Here is a 21,505-nt window from a genome sequence, read left to right as displayed (position 1 = left end):
CTAGCGCCATCGAGCCCGAACATGCTGGTGCTGGACCATCCGGCCCCGGCGGAGCAAGCTGGGGGCATGGCAGCCGGCAGAGGGGCAGACGGGCACGCCGCGCGAAACGGGCGCGCGCCGGAGGCATCCGCCGCGCGCCGCGAGGTCGTCACCGTGGGCGGCCGCCGGGTGACCCTGACCCATCTGGAGAAGGTGATGTACCCGGAGACCGGCACCACCAAGGCCGACATCCTGGGTTACTACGCGGCAGTGGCGGATGCGCTCATCCGGCACGCCCAGGATCGGCCGGCCACCCGCAAGCGCTGGGTGCACGGGGTCGGCACCGCCGACGAGCCCGGGCAGGTGTTCTTCCAGAAGAATCTGGGCGACGGCACCCCGGCCTGGGTGGAGCGCCGGGAGGTGGCGCACAAGGCGCACAGCACGGTCTACCCGCTGGTGAACGACCTGGCCACCCTCACCTGGCTGGCCCAGATCGGCACCCTCGAGGTGCACGTGCCGCAGTGGCGGTTCGACGCCGCCGGTGCACCAGCCTCCCCCGACCGGCTCGTGCTCGACCTCGACCCGGGCGAGGGTGTGGGCCTGGCCGAATGCGCGGAGGTGGCCAGATGGGCCAGGGCGCTGCTGCTGGACATGGGGCTGGACACTATGCCGGTCACCAGCGGCAGCAAGGGCATCCACCTGTACGCGGCGTTGGACGGCAGCCACAGCTCCGAGCAGGTGAGCCAAGTGGCGCACGAGCTGGCCAGGGCGCTGGAAGCCGACCACCCCGGCGAAGTGCTCAGCGCGATGACCCGGTCGCTGCGACCGGGCAAGGTGTTCGTGGACTGGAGCCAGAACAGCGCCAACAAGACCACGATTGCGCCGTACAGCCTGCGCGGCCTGATGCGGCCGTTCGTGGCGGCACCGCGAACCTGGCGCGAACTCGAGGCGCCGGGGTTGGAGCAGCTCGACTATCGGCAGGTGTTGAAACGTCTGGAGCGCGGGCGCGACCCGCTGGCGGTGGTGGCCGATGCCATCGACGAGAAGGCGCCCCGGGCCCGGTCGGCCGGCGCTGGTTCCTCTACCGGACAGACAGAGGACCGGCTCCACACGTACCGCAGCAAGCGCGACGCCGGCCGCACGCCGGAGCCGGTGCCGGACGCCGCGCCGACGGGTGGGCCGGGAGTCGGCGGTGCCGCGTTCGTGATCCAGGAGCACCACGCCCGCGCCCTGCACTTCGACCTCAGGCTCGAGCATGACGGTGTGCTGGCCTCGTGGGCGCTGCCGAAGGGTGTGCCGACCGATCCCACCCATAACCACCTCGCCGTGCACACCGAAGACCACCCGCTCGAGTACCTCGAGTTCTCCGGCGACATTCCGGCCGGGGAATACGGGGCAGGCAGCATGACGATCTGGGACTCCGGCACCTACTCGGTCGAGAAATGGCGGGACGACGAGGTGATCGTGACCCTGCACGGCCGGCCGGACGGTGGTCTGGCCGGGGCCGAACGCGAATACGCGCTGATCCGCACCGGCGGCGCGGACTCCCGTAACTGGTTGATCCATCTGATGAAGCCCAAGCCCGGCTCTGCGGCCGGCGCGGTGAGCGCTCCGGCCGAGGTGGCCGCCCCCGCCACGGTGGCCGCCCGCACCGCGTACTCCCCCATGCTCGCCCGGTCGGGCAGCCCGGCGGATCTCTCGCCGGACTCCGGCTGGGCGTACGAGATGAAGTGGGACGGCATCCGTATGCTCGCCTACCTCGACGGCGGGCCGGATGGCGCGGTGCGGTTCCTGACCCGCAACGGCAACGATGTGACCGCCTCGTTCCCCGAACTGGTCGACGACCTGCGGAACGCCCTCGGCCAGCACAGCGCCGTGCTCGACGGTGAGGTGGTGGCGCTGGACCGCCGCAATCGCCCCGACTTCTCCCGGCTGCAGACCCGGCTCGGACTCACCGACGAACGCGATGTGCGGCGGGCCCGGCAGGGTGCTCCCGTGCATTATTTCGTCTTCGACCTGCTCGAGCACGACGGTGTGGCGGCGGTTGACCAGCCCTATTCGGTGCGTCGCCGGGCGCTGGAGGAGCACGTCACGGCCACGGGTACCGTGCAGGTGCCGCCGGCGTTCGACGGCGCCGCGGCCGACGCGCTCGCCACCAGTGCCAGGCTCGGCCTCGAGGGGGTGATCGCCAAGCAGAACGGAAGCAGCTACCAGAGCGGGCGCCGCACCGACCGGTGGGTGAAGATCAAGCACGTGAAGGCGCAGGAGGTGGTGATCGGCGGCTGGCGGCCCGGCAACGGCCACCGCGGCAGCACGCTGGGTTCACTGCTGGTGGGGATCCCCGCCGAACGGGCGGCCGGCGAGACCGGGCCGGCGCCGCTGCGCTACGCCGGCCGGATCGGCACCGGTTTTCGCGACCGCGACCTCACGGCCCTGCGCCGCCGGCTCGACGAGCTGGCCCGCACCGACAGCCCCTTCGACGATGTGCCGGCGGCCGATGCCGCTGACGCGGTGTGGGTGGAGCCCGTGCTGGTGGGTGAGGCCGAGTTCAGCGAGTGGACGCCGTCTGGTCGGCTGCGGCACCCGAGCTGGCGGGGTCTCCGGCCGGACAAGGCGCCGGCCGACGTGGTGCGTGAGGAACAGAGCCGCCACGGCGCCGACGGTTGAATCGGGAGAGGAAGGACGACTGATGGCTGACACCGGTGCATCCGCTGCGCTGTTGATCTGCTCGGCCGTGTTCGCGGCCGCCAGCCTCGGCACCAGGCTGCTGGCGGTGCTGACCCGGGAGTACTCCTGGGTCGACCGGGCCTGGTCGTTGCTGCCGCCGGTGTACCTCTGGGTGTTCGCTGCGGTCGGCGGCCTGGCCGACGCCCGGCTGGTGGTGCTGGCCGTGCTGGGCACGCTCTGGGGCGTGCGGCTCACCCTGAACTTCGCTCGCAAGGGCGGCTACCGGCCCGGCGGAGAGGACTACCGGTGGGCGGCGATTCGCCGGCGGCTGAGCCGGCGTCAGTTCGCCGCCTTCAACCTGTTCTTCATCTCGATTTACCAGAACCTGTTGTTGCTGCTGATCACCCTGCCGGCCTGGGTCGCCCTGCAGAACCCCGGCACACCGTTCGGCGCCGGCGACCTCGTTCTGACGGTGCTGTTCCTGGCCTGCCTGGCCGGGGAGACCATCGCCGACCAGCAGCAGTGGAAGTTCCAGCGCGACCGCCTGCAGCGGCGCGCCCGCGGCGACGCCGACCCCGGCTTCCTGCGCGGCGGGTTGTTCCGGTATTCCCGGCACCCGAACTACTTCTTCGAGATCGCACAGTGGTGGCTCGTGGCCGGGTTCGGCGCCATCGCCGCCGGCAGCATCCTGCAGGCGGGCACGCTGGGTGCGGTGCTGCTGACGCTGCTGTTCGCCGGGTCGATCGCCTTCACCGAGAATATCTCGATGGAACGGCATCCGGGCTATGCGGCCTACCGCCGCGAGGTGTGGCCGCTCGTGCCGTTGGCACCCAAACGCCGGGTCCCGGTGGCCGAGAACGCGCCGCCGTCCGGCGAGCGGCTCTAGCCAAGCGGTGAGGCCCGGGGCTGGTCGTTGACCAGCGCGACCTTGCCCCAGCGCGGCCGTACCTCCGCGGCGGCGTGCGCGGCGGCGGCCTCTCCGAACGGAAAGCTACCGCGCAGCAGCACACGCACGCCGGTGCGTTCAGCGAGAGCCGCCAGGGAACGCAGACCGTGGTTGCCGGTGGATTCGCCCGCGAGCACACCGCGGGTCAGGCGAACGCCGTGTTCCGCTGCCGTCGGGTCGGCGATCGTGACTACGGTGTGCGCGCTGCCGGTGGCCTCGACCAGGGCGCCCAGAACGCCGGCTCCGCTCGCGTCCAGGGCGGCATCGGCGCGGTGGATACCGAGAGGACCGAAGGTATCGCTCCAGTCGTCGCCCGCGCGCACCGGCGTGATACCCGGCAGCGACGCCACGATGTGCAGCGACTCCTGCCGTGCGGTCCCGAACACCCGGGCACCCCGTGCGGCGGCGAGCTGCGCCGCCATCGAGCCGACCCCGCCGGCTGCGCCTTCGACGATCACGACTGCGCCGGGAACGATGTCGAGCAGGTCCAGTGCACGAGTCGCGGTCTCGACGGCAGAACCGGCGGCTCCCGCCTCCGCCCAGGACCACGCGGCGGGCTTCGCTCCCCACAGGGCGAGAACAGCGTACTCAGCCGCAGCACCACCGAACTCGGTCAGCAGGACAGTGCCGAAGACCTCGTCGCCCAGCGTCACATCGCTCAGGCCGGCACCGATCCCCACGACCACGCCGGCCGCGTCGATGCCGGTGATGTGCGGCAGGTGCAGCGACGCGGCCACCGGTGTTCCGCCGGCGCGCAGGGCGACGTCGACCGGTGAGACACCGGCCGCGCGCACGTGTACCAGCACGCAGCCCGCCGGCACAGCGGGCATCTCCCGTTCGGCGAGGGAAAGAACAGAAGCAGGGCCGTGCCGGTCGAACTGGACTGCGAACATGATGATGCCTTTCGTGAGAGCTGATCGGGCTACAGTAGGCACGTTCCGGAACACCCGATCCGGATCGACGAGAAGTGAGACGGACCGTGGCTGAGATGACTCGCGCACCCCGCCTCGACCGGGAACACAATCGCCTCCGCCTCACCACGGCCGCCGCACGCGCCCTCCGCCAGGACGGTCTGGGGGTCTCCATGCGGGCGATTGCTCGCGAGGCCGGGCTGGGCATCGCCACCGCCTACCGGCATTTCCCGACGAAAAACGATCTCATCGAAGCCGTCCTGGCGGAGCAGGTCGCCGCCTGCACCCGGGCCATGCAGCTGGCGGTGGCTGAACCCGATCCGTGGACCGGTTTGACGAAAGTGCTGGCCTGGTTCGCGGAGGTGCAGATCGAGCATCCCGGGCTTCTCCGCGTGCTGCTCGACAGTCCGGCCGGGGACGTACCCTTCGCCCAGGCCCGCCAGGCGCACGGCGAGGCTCTGCACCGACTCGTCGCCACGGCGCGTGCGGCCGGCCGGCTGAGACCGGATGTGACGACGGACGACGTGCGTGTCGGCATGATGGCGATGACAGCGTTCAGTGGCAGACCCGACGCCCAAGCGGAAGCCGCGGTTCGCGCGCTCCACCGGATCCTCGTCCGCGGGATCGCTGCCGATCCGTCCTGAGGCCGAAGCGCGGTCAGAGCCCGGTCAGACCAGGCGGTCGCGCAGGGCCGGCCAGCTGGCGGCGAAGCCCGGGTGCAACGGCAACAGTTCGACCTCCTGCGGCGGAACCCAGCGCAGGGCGATGCTCTCGGTGTCGCTGATCACCGGCTCGAAGAACTCCAGCGCCTCGACCACAACGGTGGTGTACGACCAGAACCCGAGGTCGATCGCCGAGGTGAAGCTCACCCGAAGGAGGTGCGCCGGCACACCGGCCTCCTCACCGGCCTCGCGCAGGGCGGCCTCCAGGGCGCTCTCGTTCTCGTGCCGCGCGCCGCCCGGAACTCCCCAGGTATCACCGTGGTGGCTCCACACGGCGCGGTGCTGCAGGAGGACACCGCGCTCGCGATGATGCACGAGCAGGCCGGCGGCCCCGTACAGGCCCCAGAACCTGGCACCATCCGGGCCGTAGACCCACGCATCACCACTGCCGCTCATTGCTTAAGCATGCCGTATGCGGGGGCGGACCTCGCCCGGCAGCCCGGAGCGCACGGCGGTAAGATCGAGCCCGGCGGATACCCCACCGCCCCACCCAAAGGACAGCGAGCATGACCTCTTCCACCTCCGCCTCATCCGGCGCCGCCCTCGACGCCGCCGCCCTGGCCCGGTACATCGACCACACCCTGCTCAAGCCCGAAGCCACCCAGGCCGATGTCGCCGCCCTCATCGCCGAGGCCGTTGAACTCGGTGTGTACTCGGTCTGCGTATCACCGTCGATGCTGCCCCTGACCATCCCCGTCGACGCCGACCTCAAGGTCGCCGTGGTCTGCGGTTTCCCGAGCGGCAAGCACGCCAGCGCGATCAAGGCAGCTGAGGCCGCCCTGTCGGTGGCGCAGGGCACCGACGAGGTCGACATGGTGATCGACGTCGGAGCGGCCAAGGCCGGCCGGTTCGACCTGGTCGAGGCAGACATCAGCGCCGTGCGCGCCGAGATCCCCGCACCGCTGTTGCTCAAGGTGATCATCGAGTCGGCCGCGCTCACCGACGATGAGATCGTGGGCGTGTGCCGTGCCGCGGTGAACGCCGGCGCCGACTTCGTCAAGACCTCCACCGGATTCCACCCCACCGGCGGCGCCACGGTGCACGCCGTGCGCCTGATGCGCGAAACCGTGGGCGACGCCCTCGGCGTCAAGGCCTCGGGCGGCGTGCGCAGCCACGCCGACGCCCTCGCCATGATCGAGGCCGGCGCCAGCCGCCTCGGCGTCTCCGGTACGAAAGCCGTGCTCTCCGGCGCCGTGGTCGAGGCGCCGGCGAACCCCGCCGCCTACTGAGCCGACCCGGCGGCGCTCCCCCGCCGCCGGCATCCGCCCGCCTGCCGCCTCACTCGAGGAGGCAGGCGGGCTTTCTGTTGCCAGAGCGGACACATGCTCCCGGCGCACCGGCCGCAATCGTCCGCACCGGCAACAGAAGACGGAGGCGGAAAACGGGAGGCGGGACGCGGGACGCGGTCAGGCCGGTCAGACCGCGACGATGGTGTGCACCGGCACAGCGCCGACCCGACTGCGGCCGTCGAGGTCGGCCAGTTCGAGCACCACGCCCACGCCGACGGTGACGTAGCCGGCGCGCTCCACGAGGCGGGCCGTTGCCGCGACGGTGCCACCGGTGGCCAGCACATCGTCGACGATCAGCACCCGGGAGCCGGCGGGCAGCTGGCCCACCTCGAGTTCGAGCCGGGCCGAGCCGTATTCGAGGTCGTATTCCTCGGTGAGCACCGTGCCGGGCAGCTTGCCGCCCTTGCGCACGGCCAGGACTGCACACTGGGCGGCGTAGCCGATGCCGGCCGCCAGGAGGAAGCCGCGCGCCTCGATGCCCGCGACGGCGTCGAACTGCCCGCGGTGCTTCTCGGCCAGCTCGTCGATGATGGCCCGGAATGCCACCGCGTCGGCGAAGACGGGGTTGAGGTCACGGAACAGGATTCCGGGAAGCGGGAAGTCGGGGTACGAGGCGAGCAGGGTGTTCACGTGCTGGGCAGCTGTTTGGGTCACCGACCAACTTTACTGCCGCGGGGTATCCCGCCTGCACGGGCAATGGTCCTACGTTAGTGCTGCGCGGGGCTGCCGGCATCCGGCTGGTCGACGGGGGTGTCGTCGGCAGGTTCCCCCGACTCGTCAGCCTCGTCCGGTTCGGCCATGGCTCCGCTGAGCTCATCGAGGAACCGCACGACGGCCAGCTGTTCGGCGGCGGTGAGTTTCTCTGCGGCGTCGAGCATCCGCCGGTGCGCCGAACCCAGCACCTGGCGCACCTCCTCGTAGGCACTGACCGTGGCATGCAGCACCTGCGCCCGACGATCGCTCGGATGCGGCTCCCGGCGCAACCGGCCGGCGCCCTCGAGCCGGCTCAGCAGCTTGGCGGTCGCGGCGGACGTGATGCCCAGGTGCACGCTGAGGTCCTTGGGACCGATCGTTTCGTGCCGCTCCCCCGCAGCGATCAGGTGCCGCAGGGCCACCAGGTCGCTGTCGTTCATGTCCATGTCGGTGCGGGCCTTGTTGCGCATGGCCAGATCGGCGACCCGGAACCGGCGCACCGCCCGCAGCACCTCGATGGCGCTGCCGGTACCCGCTTCCTCGACCGGGTACCAGAAGCTGCCGGGTCGTGTGCGGCGGGGTTCCGTGGCTGCGGGGTCGTCTCGGGGCATGATGTACATGCTAGCCTCGAATATCGCTAACTCGGTTAGGTACTTTTTCCGGTATCTTGGCTGCACGAGAAGGAGTCCCGTGATGCACGCAGGTGAACGCACCATCGAACTTGTTGACACCGACCTCGTCGAGCATGAGTTGATGGACGATCTCGTCGTACTGCTCGACGATGACGGCAACGAAATCGGCACCGCACCCAAGAACAGTGTGCACGGCGCCGATACCTCCCTTCATCTGGCCTTCTCCTGCTACGTCTTCAATGAGCGCGGCGAAGTCCTGATCACCCGCCGCGCCCTGACCAAGAAGACCTGGCCCGGCGTGTGGACGAACTCGTTCTGCGGCCACCCGGCTCCGGCCGAGACGCTGACCGACGCCGTGCACCGCCGCGCGGAATTCGAACTCGGTCTCGACCTGTCGAGCATCGACCTCGCCCTGCCCCTGTTTCGCTACCGGGCCACCGACAGCAGCGGCATCGTGGAGAACGAGGTCTGCCCGGTCTACCTGGCCCGGGCCGTCGGCGACCCGCTGCCCAACCCCGACGAGGTGATGGAATACACCTGGACCGACCCCGAGGCCCTGCGCCAGTCGGTTCTGACCAGCCCCTTCGCGTTCAGCCCGTGGATGGTGCTGCAGATGCGGCAGCTGGAGACCTTCCGTGCATGAGATCAAGACGCTGGGCGTCGAGACCGAGCTGCACCGCTTCTTCGCTGCCGCGCGGCTACGCGCCAGCGACTACGGTGACCACTACGTCGCCCTCTGGGATGCGCTCGACCAAGCCAGCCGCGGCGGTAAACGCGTGCGCCCGGCCCTGGTACTGGCGGCCTACGACGGCTTCGGCGGCACCGACCACGCCCTGTCCACCCCGGTGGCGGTGAGCTTCGAGCTGCTGCACACTGCCTTCCTGATCCACGACGATGTGATCGACGGCGACCTGTCCCGCCGCGGCATGGCCAACATCTCCGGCCGGTTCACCGCCAGGGCTCTCGAGTACGGCGCGCGCACCCTACAGGCCGAGGCCTGGGCATCCACTGCGGCAATCCTGGCCGGCGACCTGGCGTTGAGCGAGGCGCACCGAGCCCTGGCCCTGCTGCCGGTGGACACCGAGATGCGCGGCCGGCTGCTCGGGCTGCTCGACCGGGCCGTGTTCGTGTCGGCAGCCGGGGAACTGGCCGATGTGACCAACACCGTCAGCCGGGTACCGCTCACCATCGACCAGGTCATCACCACCCTGGAGCACAAGACGGCCATCTACTCGTTCGAGGCCCCCCTGCAGGCCGGTGCCGTGCTGGCGGGAGCCCCGGAGGAGGCGATCGACGCCCTCGGCCTGTTCGGTCGCCTGATCGGCATCGCCTTCCAGCTCACCGACGACCTGCTCGGTGTGTTCGGCGACCCGGAGACCACCGGAAAGAGCGTGCTCGCGGATCTCCGCGAAGGCAAGCAGACCGCCCTGATCGCGCACGCCAGCGCCACCGACCGGTGGCCGCTGATCGCGCCGTTCCTCGGCAAGCACGACCTCACCGAGGCCGAAGCCGACCAGGTGCGCAACCACCTGCGCGACTGCGGCGCCCCCGAGACCGCGGATGCCCTCGCCCGGGAATACGCCAGCCGCGCCGTCGACGCCCTCGAAACCCCGGTGATGCCGGATGTGCTGCGGGTCACCCTGACCCAGCTGGCCCTGAGCGCCGTGACGCGCCGCAAATGAGCCAGGACACCAGAAGAGCCAGGTCAGCCGGAGCACCAGCCCCGGCAATCAGCGCCACCACGCTGTCCACTTACAACGCGGCCGCCCTGGCCAGTGCCACCACCGTGATCGGCCACTACTCCACCTCGTTCGGCCTGGCCGCCCGCCTGCTCGCGCCCGGGGTGCGCGAGGAAGTGCGCACGATCTACGCGCTCGTGCGTATCGCCGATGAAATCGTCGACGGCGCCGCTGCCGAGGCCGGCATCGACCTGGCCGGTCAGCGTGAACTGCTCGACGACCTCGAACACGAGACCGAGCGGGCCATGGACCGGGGTTTCAGCACCAATCTGGTGGTGCACGCCTTCGCGATCACCGCCCGCCGGGTGGGAATCGAACCAGCCCTGACCCGCCCGTTCTTCGCCTCCATGCGCCGCGACCTCGACCCGACGCCGTTCACCCCGGTGAGCGTCGCCGAGTACATCTACGGGTCGGCCGAGGTGGTGGGCCTGATGTGCCTACGGAGCTTCCTGCACGGCACGTCCAGGGACCCGCAAGAACTCGCGGTGCTCGAAGAGGGCGCCCGCAGTCTCGGCGCGGCCTTCCAGAAGGTGAACTTCCTGCGCGACCTGGCCGCAGACCGGGACGCGCTCGGCCGCAACTACTTTCCCGGCGTCGACCTCCGCCGACTCACCGAACCGGACAAGAACCTGCTCCTGGACGACATGGATGCCGACCTCCTGGTCGCCGAACGGGTGCTGCCGATGCTGCCGCCCGGCAGCCGGCGTGCCGTCACGGCTGCGCACCGGCTGTTCGCCCGCCTGTCGGCGAAGCTGCGGGAGACTCCCGCGACAGAATTGATGAGCACCCGGATCCGGGTGCCGGATCCGGAGAAACTCATGATCGCACTGTCCTCGTCGCTCGGCCCGAACGCGTGGCGCAAGTGAGCCCCTCCGCACGCCCGCGCACCATCGTCATCGGCGGCGGCATCGCCGGACTGGCCAGCGCGGCCCTGCTGGCCAGGGACGGGCACGAGGTCACACTGCTGGAGGCGCACGACACCCTCGGCGGCCGGGCCGGTTTCTGGGAGGCCGACGGGTTCCGGTTCGAAACCGGACCGTCCTGGTACCTCATGCCGGAGGTGTTCGAGCACTTCTACCGCCTGCTCGGCACCAGCGCGGCCGAGCAACTCGATCTCACCCTGCTCGATCCCGGCTACCGGGTGTTCTTCGAATCCGATCCGGACCCGGTGGACGTGCGCGCCGAACGGGCCGCCAACATCAGCCTGTTCGAGAGCCTCGAACCCGGTGCGGGCGCGCAGCTCGACAGGTACCTGACCAGCGCCAAGGAAACCTACGACATGGCCGTCGACAGGTTCCTCTACACCAGCTTCGAATCGTTCCGCCCGCTGCTGGTACGCGACGTGCTCACCCGGATGGGACGGCTCGCCCGCCTGCTGCTGCAGCCGCTCGACAGATTCGCGGCCGGCTATTTCCGCGACCCGCGCATCCGTCAGATCCTGGGTTACCCGGCCGTCTTCCTGGGCTCCTCGCCCGACCGGGCGCCGTCGATGTACCACCTGATGAGTCACCTCGACATGAACGACGGCGTGCTCTACCCGCAGGGCGGCTTCACCCGGCTGATCGAGAGCATCGTCGACCTCGCCCGGGCGGAGGGGGTCACGATCGAGACCGGCGCCCGCGTGCAGGCCATCCGTTCGGGTCGTGCACCCGCCCGGCGCGGCGGCAAGGCGGCCGTCGAGGGCGTCACCTACACGAACGCGGCCGGCGCCGTGGTGCAGCTCGATGCGGACAACGTGGTGTCTGCCGCCGACCTGCACCACACCGAGACCCAGCTGGTGGAACCGGGCAAGCAGACCTACCCGGAGCAGTGGTGGCAGAAACGCACCTCCGGCCCCGGCGCAGTGCTCGTGCTGCTCGGCGTGAGCGGAGAACTGCCGGCCCTGGCCCACCACACCCTGTTCTTCACCGCCGACTGGGCCGACAACTTCGACCGGATCTTCGGCAAGACCACCTCGGTGCCGAACCCGGCGTCGTTCTATGCCTGCCTGCCCAGCGCCACCGATCCCGGCGTGGCCCCGGCCGGCAGCAGCAATATGTTCCTGCTGATCCCGGTTCCGGCCGACACCGGCATCGGCCACGGCGGCATCAATGGTGCCGGCTCGGCCACGGTCGAGGGCATCGCCGATGCCGCAATCGGCCAGCTCGCCGAGTGGGCCGGGATCCCCGACCTGGCCGAGCGCATCCTGGTGCGTCGCACGATCGGGCCGGCCGACTTCGCCGACGACCTGAATTCCTGGAAGGGCGGGGCGCTCGGCCCCGCGCACACGCTCAGGCAGAGCGCGTTCTTCCGCGGCGCCAATGTGTCGAGTCACATCGAGGGCCTCTTCTACGCCGGCGGCAGCACCATCCCCGGAATCGGCCTGCCGATGTGCCTGATCAGCGCTGAGATCCTGCTGAAGCGGATGCGTTCTGACGTGAGCACAGGACCCCTGCCGGAGCCGATGCCGGCCCGGCCCCGGTCTCCGCAGCCGCGGTGAGCGTGGTGGTCCTGAGTTTCGCCTACCTGCTCGCCCTGCTGATCTCCCTGACCGGAATGGTGGTGCTCGACCGCAGGTTCGGCCTGTTCTTCTGGCGTGCGCCGCGCGCCGCGGCCGTGGTGCTGGCGGTCGGGGTGGTTTTCTTCCTGGCGTGGGACCTGATCGGCATCACCACCGGCATCTTCTATCGGGGCGTGACCTCGTTCATGACCGGGCTGCTCCTGGCCCCGGAGTTGCCGGTCGAGGAAGTCTTCTTTCTCACCTTCCTCTGCTACCTCTTCATGAACGCCCTGCAGGGCGCCCGGATGCTGCTGGAGCGGAGACGAACACCGTGACCTACACCTGGCTCAACCTGGTCTTCCTCGGCCTCGCCGTCGCGGTGGCCGTGGTTGCCTGGCTGCGGCGGCCGGCCTACCGGCGACTGTTCCCGGCATCCGGACTCGCCCTCGCCGCTGTGCTCGTGCTCACGGCCGTGTTCGATAACATCATGATCGGAGTGGGCTTGGTCGATTACGACCCGGCCTTGATCTCCGGACTGTTCGTGGGGATCGCTCCCGTGGAAGACTTCGCCTATCCCGTGGCGGCGGCCCTGTTGTTGCCGGCGTTGTGGGTCTTGCTCGGTGCCGACCAGCGGGCGCGCCCGTCCCTCCCGGCAGCCGGGCGGGAACCCGCCACGTCACCCGCACCCGAGGAAGGCAACGACGCATGACCGAGCCGGTCCACCCCCAGAGCGACGCGGTCACCACCGGGCTCGGCCACACCGTGCGCCAGGTGCTGCTCTCCTCCCGTCCGCTCAGCTGGATCAACACAGCATTCCCGTTCGCGGCCGCGTACATCGTGACCACCGGGCGGGTGGATGCGCTGCTCCTGGTGGGCACGCTGTTCTTCCTGATCCCGTACAACCTGCTGATGTACGGCATCAACGATGTCTTCGACTACGAATCCGACCTGCGCAACCCGCGGAAGGGCGGGGTGGAGGGCGCGATGCTCGACCCCGGCCTGCACCGGATCGTGCTGGTCTCCGGCGTCGTCACCGCACTGCCGGTGCTGCTGGGGATGCTCGTGCTCGCCGGCGCGAACCCCGGCTCGTGGCTGGTGCTCGCGATCAGCCTCTTCGCCGTCGTCGCCTACTCGGCACCGAAGCTGCGGTTCAAGGAACGCCCGGTGCTGGACTCGGTGACCTCGAGCATCCACTTCGTGAGCCCGGCCGTCTACGGGCTCGCCGTGGCCGGCGCCGCCGTCACCCCCGACCTCGTGGCCCTGCTCGCGGCGTTCTTCTTCTGGGGCGTCGCCAGCCACGCCTTCGGCGCCGTGCAGGATGTCGAACCCGACCGGCAGGGCGGCATCTCCTCGATCGCCACCGCGTTCGGCGCCGCGAAGACCGTGCGCCTGGCTCTCGCCTTCTGGGCGCTGGCGGGCCTGCTGATGCTCACCACCGACTGGCCCGGACCGCTCGCGGCGCTGCTGGTGGTGCCGTACATCCTCGCCGCCCTGCCCTACCGGTCGATCAGCGACGAAGACACCGAACGAGCCAACAACGGGTGGAAGAGGTTTCTGCGCCTGAACTTCTTCACCGGATTCCTCGTGACCATGCTGCTCATCCTCTGGGTTGCGCTGCGCTGAGACTCTCACCGCCGCCCGCGTAGAGTCGAGGCATGGAACTCGCAAGCGCACGCGTGGACAGCTGGGCCTGGGCGGTGCGGATGTACAAGACCCGCTCGCAGGCCACCACAGCCTGCCGCGCCGGCCACGTACGGGTGAACGGCGAACGGGCCAAGTCCGCGCAGGCCGTGAAGCCGGGCGACGAGGTGCGGATCCGCGCGAACGGCTTCGACCGGGTGCTGATCGTGTCGAGGATCATCGTGAAGCGGGTGGGGCCGAGCGTGGCCGCCGAGTGCTTCGTCGACCAGACCCCGCCGCCCCCGCCACGGGAAGAGGTGGCCCTGGTGCCGATGCGCGACCGCGGCGCCGGGCGGCCGACCAAGCGCGAACGGCGCGAGATCGAGGACCTGCGCGGCTACTGAGCCCTGCACACAAGTCGCAGCAGCTGCCGGGTCAGCCATCACCCTGCGGGGGAAGGCTCACCGGGGGAACGAGCACGCCGACCTCGGTGCGGACCCACCAGTCGCGGCTCGACCGGCGCTCGGCGCGCGTGCTGAACCGGTAGAGGAACACCCGGGCGCGCACGGAGGTCGGCGGATGCTCGGGGAACGGATTTCCGGCCAGCAATCTCAGCGTGGCCCGGTCGCCCTGCAGCAGCCGCACCAGGAAGACCTCGAACCAGTGGGTGTCGCGGGAGCCGAGGGCGAGGAACCACATCAGCCAGTCCAGCCGCAGGTGGTAGGGCGCGAACTGGCCGGGCAGCCGCGCCGGGTCCCCCGGTTTGCCACGAAACCGGTACTCCCGCCAGTCCGTCGACCCACGCGGGCTGGGCGAGTCGGTGCCCTCGACGACCACCTCATAACGCTCCTTGGTTACGGTACCGAAGGCACCGTACGCGTTCACCAGGTGATACGGATTGAAGCTCGCATTCATCAGCTGGCGGCGGCTCAGCAGGTTGCGGGCCGGCCAGTAGCTCAGCACCAGGAGGCCGAGTGTGACGGCGAGCACCAGGATCACGAACCAGGGCGGCGTCTCCCCCGGGCCCGCGGCAGCCGGCTCCGCTAAACCGGGCAGAACCAGGCCGGCAACCCAGTGCAGGCTGGCGTCATCGATCGCGGCGAAGGCCAGCACGATCGTGATCCAGTTCAGCCAGGCGAAGTTGCCCGTGATCACCAGCCAGAGTTGGCTGAGCACGATGACACCCGCGGCGGCCGACGCCACCGGCTGCGGAGCGAACAGCAGGAACGGCATCCCCAGTTGCACGACGTGGTTGCCGAGCACCTCGCCGCGGTGAACCCACCGGGGCAGGTGGTGCGCGAACCAACTGACCGGATTGGGCATCGGTTGGGTCTCGTGGTGGTAATACAACGCGGTGAGGTCGCGCCACTCCCGGCCGCCACGGATCTTGATCATGCCCGCGCCGAACTCCAGCCGGAACACCAACCAGCGTAGGAACAGCAGCACGGGCACCGGGGTGGGCACGTCATCCGAGCCGAGGAAGGCGACGATGAAGCCGGCCTCGACCAGCAGGCTCTCCCAGCCGAACGAGTAGAAGGTCTGGCCGACGTTCACGATCGACAGGTACCCGGCGAACAGGAGCAGGAAGGCCAGCATCGGCAGCCAGGCCGGGCCGGCCTGGGGCAGGCCGAGCACGATCGCGGCGGAGATCAGGATGCCCGCCCAGGCGACCAGGCGCAGCATCCGGTCGGAATAGCGCCAGTGGAACAGGCTGGGCGCCCGGCGGAACGGGACCACAGCGGTGAACCGGCGCACCGGCAGCAGCCCGGTGTCGCCCAGCAACGCGGGGAACTGCGCGAGCGCGGACGCGAACGCGACCAGGAAAATCGCGGCGACTCCCCGCTGCAGCACCGCTCGCGCGATGTCGTAGTCGCCCGTGCCGAACCACTCCATGGTGCAGCCCACCCTAGGCGCCCCCCGGCGGCCGTCAAGGCGACAACGGATGTGTGCCCGCGACCCCGGGGCAGGTCTGCGGCGGGTCTTGACGGCGGCGACTAAACCGGTATAGGTTGGCTAAACCGGTTCAGCCTGAGTGTCGGGCAGCACCGGACGCCATCAACGAGGAGGCCACAGTGGAATCCACCAGGGACGCACCCAGGGTGACGATTGCCGACGTGGCCCGGGAGGCCGGCGTCAGCAAGGGCCTGGTCTCGTTCGCCCTCAACGACCGTCCAGGGGTATCCGCCGAAACCCGGGCGCGGATACTGCAGGTGGCCGGCACTCTCGGCTGGACGCCGTCGCTTCGGGCCAGATCGCTCTCGTCCAAGCGCTCCTTCGCGCTCGGCCTGGTCATCGCCCGCGACCCGGAGGTTCTCGGCTCGGACCCGTTCTTCACGTCGTTCATCGCCGGCGTCGAAACCATCCTCGCCCCGGAGGGCCTCGCCCTGGTGCTCAGCGTCGTGCCCGACGAGCCCACCGAACTGCAGACCTACCGCACCTTGGTCACGGACGGCCGGGTCGACGGTGTCTTCCTCAGCGACCTCCGCCGCGACGACGCCCGCATCCCGTGCCTGGCCGAACTCGGCCTGCCTGCCGTGACGCTCGGCCGCCCCGACCAGCCCAGCCCGTTCCCGTCGGTGTCGATCGACGACACCGATGGCGTGGCCGAATCCGTGCGCCACCTCGTGGAACTGGGCCACCGGCGGATTGCTCACGTGGCCGGCAGCCCGGCCATGCTGCACGGCGGCCGGCGCCGGGACGCGTTCAGCGCAGCGATGAGTGCCGCGGGCCTCGGGAACGGGCAGATCGTCGAGACTGACTTCTCGATCGCCGCCGGCGCCGATGCCACCCGTGTCCTGCTCAGCCAGCCTGAGCGGCCTACCGCCATCGTCTTCGCCAGCGACCCGATGGCCATCGCCGGCATCGGCGTCGCCCAGGAATTGGGCGTCTCGGTGCCTGACCAGCTTTCGATCACCGGGTTCGATGACATCGAATTCGCCCGGTATGTCTACCCGGCGCTCACCACGGTGGGCGCCACCCCGATGGTCTGGGGCCGCACGGCCGCGACCACCCTCCTCGGACTCATCCGCACCGGAAGCGCAGCAGATGTCGAGCTGCCCGCGGCGCGCCTGATCATCCGAGGCTCGGCGTCCTCACCGACGTCGCACTGAAACATGCCGCAGCAGAGCCGCTGCGGATTCATGAATGGAGAGAGACATGCACAGCAGCACTCGCATCCCAGGCAGTTCTCGGCACACCGGTTCCCGACGGACCAGACGCCTTCTCGCCGCCGCCGCTACATCCGCCGCCATGGTCGTCGCCCTCGGCGCCTGCTCGAGCGGCGGCAACTCCGGTGGAGCCGAATCCCGCGGCGACATCAACATCTGGTACTCCAACAACGAGAACGAGGTCGCCTGGGGCAAGCAGATGGTCGAGGCCTGGAACGCCGACCACCCCGACGAGCAGATCAAGGCCCAGGAGATCCCTGCCGGCAAGAGCAGCGAAGAGGTCATCGGCGCCGCCATCACCGCAGGCAACGCCCCCTGCCTGGTCTTCAACACCGCCCCCGTTGCGGTGCCGCAGTTCCAGAAGCAGGGCGGCTTGGTCGACCTGAGCAGCTTCGAAGACGGCGACGCCTACATCGAGGAACGCACCGGAGACCTGGCCGACCAGTACCAGAGCGACGACGGCAAGTTCTACCAGATGCCCTGGAAGTCCAACCCGGTGATGCTGTTCTACAACAAGGACATCTTCGCCGCGGCCGGGCTCGACCCGGAGAACCCCGAGCTGGCCACCTACGACGAGTTCACCGCCACTGCCCGCACCCTGGTCTCCAGTGGCGCGGCGGAGTACGCCATCTACCCGTCTCCCACCAGCCAGTTCTTCCAGAGCTGGTTCGACTTCTACCCGACCTACGCTGCTGAAACGGGTGGCAGCCTCTTCATCGAAGACGGCGAAGCCACCTTCAACTCGCCCGAGGGCGTCGCTGTCGGCGAGTTCTGGAAGACCCTGTACGCGGAGGGCCTGGCCGGCAAGGAGCAGTACCAGGGTGACTCGTTCGCCGATGGCAAGGCCGCCATGTCGAGCGCAGGGCCGTGGGCCGTTTCGGTCTACAAGGATGCGGTGAACTGGGGTGCGGTGACCTTCCCCACCACCGACGGCACAGCCGCGGACGAGGCGTACACCTTCAGCGACGCGAAGAACGTGGGCCTGTTCTCGGCTTGCGAGAACCAGGCCACCGCCTGGGATGTGCTCAAGTTCGCCACCAGCAAGGAACAGGACGGCCAGCTGCTCGAGCTGACCGGCCAGATGCCGCTGCGCGAAGACCTCACCGAGGCTTACCCCGACTACTTCGCGGCCAACCCGGCCTACGAGCAGTTCGGTGACCAGGCCTCCCGCACGGTCGAGGTTCCCCAGGTGAACAACTCCGTCGCCGCCTGGCAGGCCTTCCGGGACTCCTGGACGAAGAACGTCATCACCGGTGAGGGCGAAGTCGCCGACGCGTTCGATGCCGCGGCCGACAAGGTCAACGAGCTGATTGCGCAGCCGTAAGTCCCATGGCCACGACAGTCTCGCCCGAGAGCGTGACCCCGAGCCCCGCCGCCAGACCCGCCGGGTCTGGCGGCCGGGCCCCCAGGGGCCGTCGCCGCCAGTGGCTGGGCCGGAACCCGCTCGGCCTCGTGCTGAGCGCGCCCTACCTGGTCTTCGTGATCCTGGTCTTCGCCTACCCGCTGGTCTTCGCCTTCTACATGTCGTTCCACGACTACTTCTTCGCCGCCCCCGGCGCCGTGGTCGACCGGCCCTTCGTGGGGCTGGCGAACTTCCAGGAGGTGCTCTCCGACCCCGCGGTCATCCGGTCGTTCGGCAACGTCGGCATCTTCCTGCTGATCAACGTGCCCCTCACCGTGGTGCTCTCGCTCGTGCTCGCCACGGCGCTGAACAAGGTCGTGCATGCCCGCACCTTCTTGCGGGTGGCCTTCTACGTGCCGTACGTCACGGCCAGCGTCGCCGTCGTGGGCGTGTGGATCTTCCTGTTCAGCGGCAACGGCCTGGTCAACCAGATCCTGGGGCCGCTGGCGCCCGACCCGGCCTGGCTGATCAACGAGCAGTGGGCGATGCCCACCATCGCCATCTTCGTCACCTGGAAGGGCCTGGGATTCTTCATCCTGCTCTACCTGGCCGCGCTGCAGAACGTCTCTGAAGAGCTGTACGAGGCCGCGGCGACGGATGGGGCGGGGAAGATCCGCATGTTCTTCTCGATCACCGTGCCCGGTGTGCGGTCGGCGACAGTGCTGGTGCTGCTGCTGGCCACCGTGACCGGGGCGAACCTGTTCACCGAGCCGTACCTGCTCACCGGCGGCGGTGGCCCGAACGGCGCCTCTTCCTCGCCCGTGCTGCTGATGTACCAGCGCGGCATCGAACAGGGCGCACCCGACATCGCGGCCGCGATCGGGGTCATCCTCGTGATCGGCGTGCTGATCCTCGCATTCATCCAACGCAAGCTGGCCGGAGGGGACGAATCATGAGCCACGCAGACAATCCGGCGTCCGCCGCGGTCGCCGCGGAGGTCACCAGCACCGACCCCGCGGCGACCACGACGATGCGGCCCCGGGTGCACAAGGTCGACGGCATGAGCCGGGGACAGAACATCCTGCGTTACGTCGTGCTGTTCATCGGCGCGCTGTTGTTCCTGTTCCCGTTCTATTACATGGTGATCGGCTCCCTGCAGACGGAGCCGGACTCGACCGTGGCCGGGGCCTTCCCCAACCCGGGCAACCTCACCCTGGAGAACTACGCGGCCATCAACGGCCGGATCAACCTGCTGCAGGGCCTGGCCAACTCCGGCATCTTCGCCGGTGGCGTGATCCTCTGCACCGTGGTGTTCGGTGTGCTGGTGGGCTACGCCCTGGCCCAACTGGAGTGGCGCGGGCGCGGGGTCACCTTCGCGCTGGTGCTGCTCGTGCAGGTGGTGCCCTTCCAGCTGCTGATGATCCCGCTCTACGTGATGATCGCCAGGGACTACGGGCTCGCCGACAACTACCTGGGCATGATCCTTCCGTTCGCGATCAACTCGACGGCCGTGCTCATCTTCCGGCAGTACTTCCTGCAGGTTCCCAAGGCCCTGTTCGACGCCGCTCGCATCGACGGCGCCGGCGAGCTGAAGATCCTCTGGAGCATCGCGATACCGCTCGTGCGGCCCGCGCTTCTCACGGTGGTGCTGCTCACCTTCATCGGCCCGTGGAACGAGTTCCTCTGGCCGTTCCTGATCACCAAGGAGGCCTCGCTGCAACCGCTCGCGGTCTCGCTGGCGAACTACCTCAGCAACGTCGCGGCCACCGCGGCGAACCCGTTCGGCGCCATCCTGGCCGGCGCCTGCGTACTGGCCGCCCCAGCGGTCGTGCTCTTCATCCTGTTCCAACGGCACTTCGTCTCGAGCGATATCGGCTCCGGCGTGAAAGGTTAGTCATGAGCTCCACCACCACAGCATTCCCGTACACCCTCACCAGGATGGGCGTCATCATGACGCCGGAGGCCGGCAACGACCTCGAAGTCGAGGGTGTGCTCAATCCGGCGACCGGGCACACGCCCGACGGCACCCTGTACCTGCTCCCCCGGCTCGTTGCCGCCGGCAACGTCTCCCGGGTGGGGCTGGCCCGGGTCATCATCGAGGACGGCGTGCCCACCGGCGTGGAACGGGAGGGCGTCGTGCTCGCTCCCGACCGGGGTTGGGAGCGCGGGGCGAACAACGCCGGCGTGGAGGACCCCCGGGTGACCTTCATTCCGCGACTCGGCCTGCACGTGATGACCTATGTCGCCTACGGGCCGCTCGGCCCGCGCACCGCGATCGCGGTCTCGGACGACCTGCGCGAGTGGCGGCGGCTGGGACCGGCCCTGTTCGCCTACGACGAGGCGCTCGACATGGACCTCAACCTGTTCCACAACAAGGACACCGTGTTCTTTCCCGAGCCGGTCACCGGGCCGGACGGTGTGGAGAGCTTCGCGGTGCTGCACCGGCCGATGTGGGACCTGGACGAGACCAAGCCGGGTGAGGGCATCCGGGTGCCGGCCGGGGTCACCGACCAGCGGCAGAGCATCTGGATCAGCTACGTACCGGTGGCCGACGCGCTGGCGGATGTCTCGGCGCTCACCTACTGGCGCGGGCACCGGTTCCTGGCCGGCCCGGAGTTTCCCTTCGAGGAGCTCAAGATCGGCGGTGGACCCGCCCCGTTGCGGGTGCCGGAGGGCTGGCTGCTGCTGCACCACGGCGTGACGGGTGTGCTCGCCCGCGCGTTCGACCAACAGCAGAAGGTGAACTACGCCGCCGGCGCCATGATCTTGGACGCCGACGATCCCACGATCGTGCTGGACCGCACGACCGAACCGTTGCTCAAGGCCGAGACCGCCGACGAGACCAGCGGCATCGTGCCCAACGTGGTGTTCCCGACCGCGATCGAGGAGATCGACGGTCAGCTCTACGTGTTCTACGGCATGGCCGACTCCAAGATCGGCGTGGCGCGGCTCGACCGGCGCCCGGAAGCCTAGCCGCCCCGGCGCCCCCGCGGCCGCCCAACTGTCGCGGGGCCGGCTACACCGAGGCGGCGGGAGCGGCCGGCGCTGCGGGGGCGGCGGGCAACGTCGGCGGCGCGGGCAGCAGGCCGAGGCTCGACTTGAGCTGGGCTGCCACTGCGGCGTCGGAGCGGTCGGCGGCGACGTTCGCCTCCAAGTTGGCGTCGCTGACGGCCTTGAGGATCTCGGCACGTTGGATGGAGATGCCCCGCGGGGCGTCCACGCCCAGGCGGATGCTGTCGCCGCGAACGTCGAGCACCGTGATGACGATATCGTCACCGATGAGGATCTTTTCCCCCTGTTTGCGCGTGAGAACCAGCAT

General features: G+C 69.5%; 23 protein-coding genes. 17 read left to right on the top strand and 6 right to left on the bottom strand.

What is annotated here, in order from left to right:
- Nucleotides 1-66: 66 nt before the first annotated feature.
- Entirely contained in the window at nt 67-2,646 is a 2,580-nt protein-coding gene (locus CTB96_RS11875; RefSeq protein WP_110128454.1) for an ATP-dependent DNA ligase, read from the top strand.
- 22 nt (nt 2,647-2,668) lie between these two features.
- Nucleotides 2,669-3,532: a DUF1295 domain-containing protein gene (locus CTB96_RS11870; RefSeq protein ID WP_110127108.1), complete on the top strand. Its 864-nt coding sequence runs from the start codon at nt 2,669-2,671 to the stop codon at nt 3,530-3,532.
- Here the strand turns inward: CTB96_RS11870 and CTB96_RS11865 are convergent.
- The gene (locus tag CTB96_RS11865; RefSeq protein WP_110127107.1) at nt 3,529-4,485 is read right to left on the bottom strand and encodes an alcohol dehydrogenase catalytic domain-containing protein; all 957 of its coding nucleotides are present in this window, start codon (nt 4,483-4,485) and stop codon (nt 3,529-3,531) included. The two genes, CTB96_RS11870 and CTB96_RS11865, sit on opposite strands and share 4 nt — an antisense overlap.
- Before the next feature lie 95 nt (nt 4,486-4,580).
- Between CTB96_RS11865 and CTB96_RS11860 the strand changes: the two genes are divergently transcribed.
- Nucleotides 4,581-5,147 (top strand): TetR/AcrR family transcriptional regulator, encoded by a 567-nt coding sequence (locus CTB96_RS11860; RefSeq protein WP_110127106.1) that lies wholly within the window; start codon nt 4,581-4,583, stop codon nt 5,145-5,147.
- A gap of 24 nt (nt 5,148-5,171) precedes the next feature.
- Here CTB96_RS11860 and CTB96_RS11855 read toward each other — a convergent pair whose 3' ends face one another.
- The gene (locus tag CTB96_RS11855; RefSeq protein ID WP_110127105.1) at nt 5,172-5,621 is read right to left on the bottom strand and encodes an NUDIX domain-containing protein; all 450 of its coding nucleotides are present in this window, start codon (nt 5,619-5,621) and stop codon (nt 5,172-5,174) included.
- Nucleotides 5,622-5,731: 110 nt separating this feature from the next.
- Here CTB96_RS11855 and deoC point away from each other — a divergent pair, with 110 nt between their 5' ends.
- Nucleotides 5,732-6,454, top strand: coding sequence for a deoxyribose-phosphate aldolase (gene deoC / locus CTB96_RS11850; protein ID WP_110127104.1), 723 nt, complete (start codon nt 5,732-5,734; stop codon nt 6,452-6,454).
- A 186-nt stretch (nt 6,455-6,640) separates the two neighbouring features.
- Here the strand turns inward: deoC and CTB96_RS11845 are convergent, their stop codons facing one another.
- A complete protein-coding gene (locus CTB96_RS11845) occupies nt 6,641-7,168 on the bottom strand; it encodes an adenine phosphoribosyltransferase (RefSeq protein ID WP_110127103.1) in 528 nt (175 codons plus the stop codon).
- Nucleotides 7,169-7,221: 53 nt separating this feature from the next.
- Complete coding sequence (locus CTB96_RS11840) at nt 7,222-7,818, bottom strand: MarR family winged helix-turn-helix transcriptional regulator (RefSeq protein WP_181397246.1); 597 nt, start codon at nt 7,816-7,818, stop codon at nt 7,222-7,224.
- A 142-nt stretch (nt 7,819-7,960) separates the two neighbouring features.
- On the opposite strand from CTB96_RS11840, the gene idi reads away from it, so the two are divergent.
- The 8 genes from idi to CTB96_RS11805 are packed head-to-tail and all read left to right on the top strand — an operon-like array spanning nt 7,961 to nt 14,081.
- Nucleotides 7,961-8,482, top strand: coding sequence for an isopentenyl-diphosphate Delta-isomerase (gene idi, locus CTB96_RS11835; RefSeq protein WP_110127101.1), 522 nt, complete (start codon nt 7,961-7,963; stop codon nt 8,480-8,482).
- Nucleotides 8,475-9,521 (top strand): polyprenyl synthetase family protein, encoded by a 1,047-nt coding sequence (locus tag CTB96_RS11830; RefSeq protein WP_110127100.1) that lies wholly within the window; start codon nt 8,475-8,477, stop codon nt 9,519-9,521. The genes idi and CTB96_RS11830 overlap by 8 nt, the downstream gene beginning before the upstream one ends.
- Nucleotides 9,518-10,444, top strand: a complete 927-nt coding sequence (locus CTB96_RS20535) for a phytoene/squalene synthase family protein (RefSeq protein ID WP_181397245.1) — start codon at nt 9,518-9,520, stop codon at nt 10,442-10,444. The genes CTB96_RS11830 and CTB96_RS20535 overlap by 4 nt, the downstream gene beginning before the upstream one ends.
- The gene (gene crtI / locus CTB96_RS20530; RefSeq protein WP_181397244.1) at nt 10,441-12,057 is read left to right on the top strand and encodes a phytoene desaturase family protein; all 1,617 of its coding nucleotides are present in this window, start codon (nt 10,441-10,443) and stop codon (nt 12,055-12,057) included. Before CTB96_RS20535 ends, crtI begins: the two co-directional genes overlap by 4 nt.
- Before the next feature lie 11 nt (nt 12,058-12,068).
- Complete coding sequence (locus CTB96_RS11820) at nt 12,069-12,392, top strand: lycopene cyclase domain-containing protein (protein WP_110128453.1); 324 nt, start codon at nt 12,069-12,071, stop codon at nt 12,390-12,392.
- The gene (locus CTB96_RS11815; protein WP_110127099.1) at nt 12,389-12,766 is read left to right on the top strand and encodes a lycopene cyclase domain-containing protein; all 378 of its coding nucleotides are present in this window, start codon (nt 12,389-12,391) and stop codon (nt 12,764-12,766) included. The genes CTB96_RS11820 and CTB96_RS11815 overlap by 4 nt, the downstream gene beginning before the upstream one ends.
- A complete protein-coding gene (locus tag CTB96_RS11810) occupies nt 12,763-13,680 on the top strand; it encodes a prenyltransferase (protein ID WP_110127098.1) in 918 nt (305 codons plus the stop codon). The genes CTB96_RS11815 and CTB96_RS11810 overlap by 4 nt, the downstream gene beginning before the upstream one ends.
- A gap of 32 nt (nt 13,681-13,712) precedes the next feature.
- Nucleotides 13,713-14,081, top strand: coding sequence for an RNA-binding S4 domain-containing protein (locus CTB96_RS11805; RefSeq protein ID WP_110127097.1), 369 nt, complete (start codon nt 13,713-13,715; stop codon nt 14,079-14,081).
- Between the two features lie 31 nt (nt 14,082-14,112).
- Here the strand turns inward: CTB96_RS11805 and CTB96_RS11800 are convergent, their stop codons facing one another.
- On the bottom strand, nt 14,113-15,570 hold the full coding sequence (locus CTB96_RS11800) for a lipase maturation factor family protein (protein WP_110127096.1): 1,458 nt from the start codon (nt 15,568-15,570) through the stop codon (nt 14,113-14,115).
- Between the two features lie 179 nt (nt 15,571-15,749).
- Between CTB96_RS11800 and CTB96_RS11795 the strand changes: the two genes are divergently transcribed.
- The 5 genes from CTB96_RS11795 (at nt 15,750) to CTB96_RS11775 (ending at nt 21,159) form a co-directional block, all read left to right on the top strand.
- Nucleotides 15,750-16,787: a LacI family DNA-binding transcriptional regulator gene (locus tag CTB96_RS11795; RefSeq protein ID WP_110127095.1), complete on the top strand. Its 1,038-nt coding sequence runs from the start codon at nt 15,750-15,752 to the stop codon at nt 16,785-16,787.
- Between the two features lie 46 nt (nt 16,788-16,833).
- Nucleotides 16,834-18,168, top strand: coding sequence for an extracellular solute-binding protein (locus CTB96_RS11790; protein WP_110127094.1), 1,335 nt, complete (start codon nt 16,834-16,836; stop codon nt 18,166-18,168).
- A 5-nt stretch (nt 18,169-18,173) separates the two neighbouring features.
- Nucleotides 18,174-19,142, top strand: a complete 969-nt coding sequence (locus tag CTB96_RS11785) for a carbohydrate ABC transporter permease (RefSeq protein WP_110127093.1) — start codon at nt 18,174-18,176, stop codon at nt 19,140-19,142.
- A 104-nt stretch (nt 19,143-19,246) separates the two neighbouring features.
- A complete protein-coding gene (locus CTB96_RS11780) occupies nt 19,247-20,080 on the top strand; it encodes a carbohydrate ABC transporter permease (RefSeq protein WP_110128452.1) in 834 nt (277 codons plus the stop codon).
- Nucleotides 20,081-20,082: 2 nt separating this feature from the next.
- Nucleotides 20,083-21,159 (top strand): glycoside hydrolase family 130 protein, encoded by a 1,077-nt coding sequence (locus CTB96_RS11775; protein ID WP_110127092.1) that lies wholly within the window; start codon nt 20,083-20,085, stop codon nt 21,157-21,159.
- A gap of 43 nt (nt 21,160-21,202) precedes the next feature.
- On the opposite strand, the gene csrA is transcribed toward CTB96_RS11775, so the two are convergent.
- Complete coding sequence (gene csrA, locus CTB96_RS11770; RefSeq protein ID WP_110127091.1) at nt 21,203-21,505, bottom strand: carbon storage regulator CsrA; 303 nt, start codon at nt 21,503-21,505, stop codon at nt 21,203-21,205.

The sequence above is a fragment of the Cryobacterium arcticum genome, from assembly GCF_003185895.1.
Classification (GTDB): domain Bacteria; phylum Actinomycetota; class Actinomycetes; order Actinomycetales; family Microbacteriaceae; genus Cryobacterium; species Cryobacterium arcticum.
This window is presented reverse-complemented; position numbering and strand designations above follow the sequence as displayed.

What these genes read in the sequence shown, in the direction of transcription:
- CTB96_RS11875 (WP_110128454.1), top strand. Translation starts at nt 67, where the DNA reads ATGGCAGCCGGCAGAGGGGCAGACGGGCACGCCGCGCGAAACGGGCGC.
- CTB96_RS11870 (WP_110127108.1), top strand. Translation starts at nt 2,669, where the DNA reads ATGGCTGACACCGGTGCATCCGCTGCGCTGTTGATCTGCTCGGCCGTG.
- CTB96_RS11865 (WP_110127107.1), bottom strand. Translation starts at nt 4,485, where the DNA reads ATGTTCGCAGTCCAGTTCGACCGGCACGGCCCTGCTTCTGTTCTTTCC.
- CTB96_RS11860 (WP_110127106.1), top strand. Translation starts at nt 4,581, where the DNA reads ATGACTCGCGCACCCCGCCTCGACCGGGAACACAATCGCCTCCGCCTC.
- CTB96_RS11855 (WP_110127105.1), bottom strand. Translation starts at nt 5,621, where the DNA reads ATGAGCGGCAGTGGTGATGCGTGGGTCTACGGCCCGGATGGTGCCAGG.
- deoC (WP_110127104.1), top strand. Translation starts at nt 5,732, where the DNA reads ATGACCTCTTCCACCTCCGCCTCATCCGGCGCCGCCCTCGACGCCGCC.
- CTB96_RS11840 (WP_181397246.1), bottom strand. Translation starts at nt 7,818, where the DNA reads ATGCCCCGAGACGACCCCGCAGCCACGGAACCCCGCCGCACACGACCC.
- idi (WP_110127101.1), top strand. Translation starts at nt 7,961, where the DNA reads ATGGACGATCTCGTCGTACTGCTCGACGATGACGGCAACGAAATCGGC.
- CTB96_RS20535 (WP_181397245.1), top strand. Translation starts at nt 9,518, where the DNA reads ATGAGCCAGGACACCAGAAGAGCCAGGTCAGCCGGAGCACCAGCCCCG.
- CTB96_RS11810 (WP_110127098.1), top strand. Translation starts at nt 12,763, where the DNA reads ATGACCGAGCCGGTCCACCCCCAGAGCGACGCGGTCACCACCGGGCTC.
- CTB96_RS11805 (WP_110127097.1), top strand. Translation starts at nt 13,713, where the DNA reads ATGGAACTCGCAAGCGCACGCGTGGACAGCTGGGCCTGGGCGGTGCGG.
- CTB96_RS11800 (WP_110127096.1), bottom strand. Translation starts at nt 15,570, where the DNA reads ATGGAGTGGTTCGGCACGGGCGACTACGACATCGCGCGAGCGGTGCTG.
- CTB96_RS11790 (WP_110127094.1), top strand. Translation starts at nt 16,834, where the DNA reads ATGCACAGCAGCACTCGCATCCCAGGCAGTTCTCGGCACACCGGTTCC.
- CTB96_RS11785 (WP_110127093.1), top strand. Translation starts at nt 18,174, where the DNA reads ATGGCCACGACAGTCTCGCCCGAGAGCGTGACCCCGAGCCCCGCCGCC.
- CTB96_RS11780 (WP_110128452.1), top strand. Translation starts at nt 19,247, where the DNA reads ATGAGCCGGGGACAGAACATCCTGCGTTACGTCGTGCTGTTCATCGGC.
- CTB96_RS11775 (WP_110127092.1), top strand. Translation starts at nt 20,083, where the DNA reads ATGAGCTCCACCACCACAGCATTCCCGTACACCCTCACCAGGATGGGC.
- csrA (WP_110127091.1), bottom strand. Translation starts at nt 21,505, where the DNA reads ATGCTGGTTCTCACGCGCAAACAGGGGGAAAAGATCCTCATCGGTGAC.